The organism is Rhodopseudomonas sp. B29 (genome assembly GCF_000333455.1).
Classification (GTDB): Bacteria; Pseudomonadota; Alphaproteobacteria; order Rhizobiales; family Xanthobacteraceae; genus Rhodopseudomonas.
On sequence record NZ_BADD01000196.1, the window covers coordinates 1 to 1,860 of the forward strand.

General features: G+C 62.7%; 2 protein-coding genes. One reads left to right on the top strand and one right to left on the bottom strand.

The annotated features are described in order from the left end of the window. A partial coding sequence (locus tag I5M_RS07080) for an ABC transporter substrate-binding protein (RefSeq protein ID WP_040771595.1) occupies positions 1 to 1,099 on the bottom strand: 1,099 nt, incomplete at its 3' end. A gap of 267 nt (positions 1,100 to 1,366) precedes the next feature. Between I5M_RS07080 and I5M_RS07085 the strand changes: the two genes are divergently transcribed. After that, positions 1,367 to 1,860, top strand: a 494-nt coding sequence (locus I5M_RS07085) for a M20/M25/M40 family metallo-hydrolase (RefSeq protein ID WP_022720762.1), incomplete at its 3' end; no start/stop codon positions are given.

A 1,860-nucleotide genomic window follows, 5' to 3' on the forward strand; every position in this document is an offset into this window, starting at 1 on the left:
CGGCGAGCAGCTTCTTGGCTTCGGCCATGCCGTTGCCCTTGACCAGAGACTCGGAGCCCACATCGTGGGCGAGCGGCGTATCACAGCCGAACACGGCGCCGCAAACTTTGTAATATTCGGGATTGCCGACCAGCGCGTCGAGCACCGGCTTCTGGCTCATCGCCAGGAACGCGGCGCGGCGAATCTTGACGTTGTCGAACGGCGGATACAGGAAGTTCATCCGGCCGAGCGTCTGGAAGCCGAGCGGGCTGAGCGTATGGATCGTCAGTTCCTTGTCCTGCTTGAGCACAGGAAGGATGTCGAACGACGGCGCCTCGACGAAGTCGATATCACCGGACTGCAGCGCGTTGATCGCGGTCTGATTGTCCGCCATCGTGATCCATTCGACGCGGTCGACCTTCACGACCTTGCCGCCCGAGGTCCAGCTCGGCGGTTCCTTGCGTGGCACGTAGTCGGTGTTCTTGACATACACCGCCTTGACGCCCGGCTGGAATTCGGCGGCGACGAATTTGAACGGGCCGGAGCCGATCTGCTCCGGGATCGCCTTGTCGGCCGGCGTCTCGGCGATGCGCTTCGGCATCATGAACGGCACCAGCGACGACGGCTTGCCGATCGACTCCAGCACCAGGCCGTAGGGCTCCTTCAGCTTCAGCGTGATCGTCTTCGCGTCGGTCGCGGTGAGGCTGGCCGTGAAGTCCATCAGCTTCTGGCCCATGCCGTCCTTCTGGCCCCAGCGCTTCAGCGACGCCACGCAGTCCTCCGCCGTCACCGGCGTGCCGTCGTGCCACTTCAATCCGTCGCGCAGCGTGAAGGTGTAGGTCAGCTTGTCGTCGGAGACCTTCCAGTCCGCCATCTGGGGCTGGACCTTGAAGTTCGAGTCCATCGCCAGCAGCGTATCGTAAACCATGTAGCCATGGTCGCGCGTGATGTAGGCCGTGGTCAGCCCCGGATCGATCACGCGCAGATCGGAATGCATCACCGCGTGGATGGTCTTGGCATCGGCGATCGCCGGAAGCGTCAGCGACGCTGCGAGCGCGAGCGCCGGCAGCATGAATTTGGACGCAGCTACTGAACGCAGCCGATGCGACCTGTGCAACATTCGATGTTCTCCTGGCGTGAAACTGATCAATCGCAGATGATTGCTTAGGCAGGACGACAGACAAGACGACACGTCATTGCATGCTGACGCGCAGTTACTGCGCAATGCAGCACGACAAGGACTATCAAGACTTGCACCAAGCGTGCCAAGCGTCAATCTGTTCGCCGCGGCCCTGGAGGCGCCAAGCGATGCACAGCTCGCGCATGTTTCACTTTACAAACGCGGCCGCACTCTTTCTCGTAGCAGCGTTCCAACCGCGAGTGCGACATGAACCCTGCCAATCTGCCGTTCGATTCCGAGACGATGCTGCAAGGCCTGCGCGCCTGGGTTGAATGCGAGAGTCCGACCTGGGACAAGTCCGCAGTCGAGCGCATGCTCGATCTGGCGGCGCGTGACATGGCGATCATGGGCGCTTCGATCGAACGCATCACCGGACGGCAGGGCTTTGCCGGCTGCGTCCGCGCGCGGTTTCCGCATCCGCGCATGGGCGAGCCCGGCATCTTGATCGCCGGCCATCTCGACACCGTGCATCCGGTCGGCACCATCGAGAAGCTGCAGTTTCGGCGCGAGGGCAACAAGGCGTTCGGCCCCGGCATCTTCGACATGAAGGGCGGCAACTACCTGACGCTGGAAGCCATCCGCCAACTGGCAAAGGCAGCGTTCACCACGCCGCTGCCGATCACCGTGCTGTTCACGCCGGACGAAGAAGTCGGTACGCCATCGACCCGTGACGTCATCGAGGCCGAGGCGGCGCGCAACAA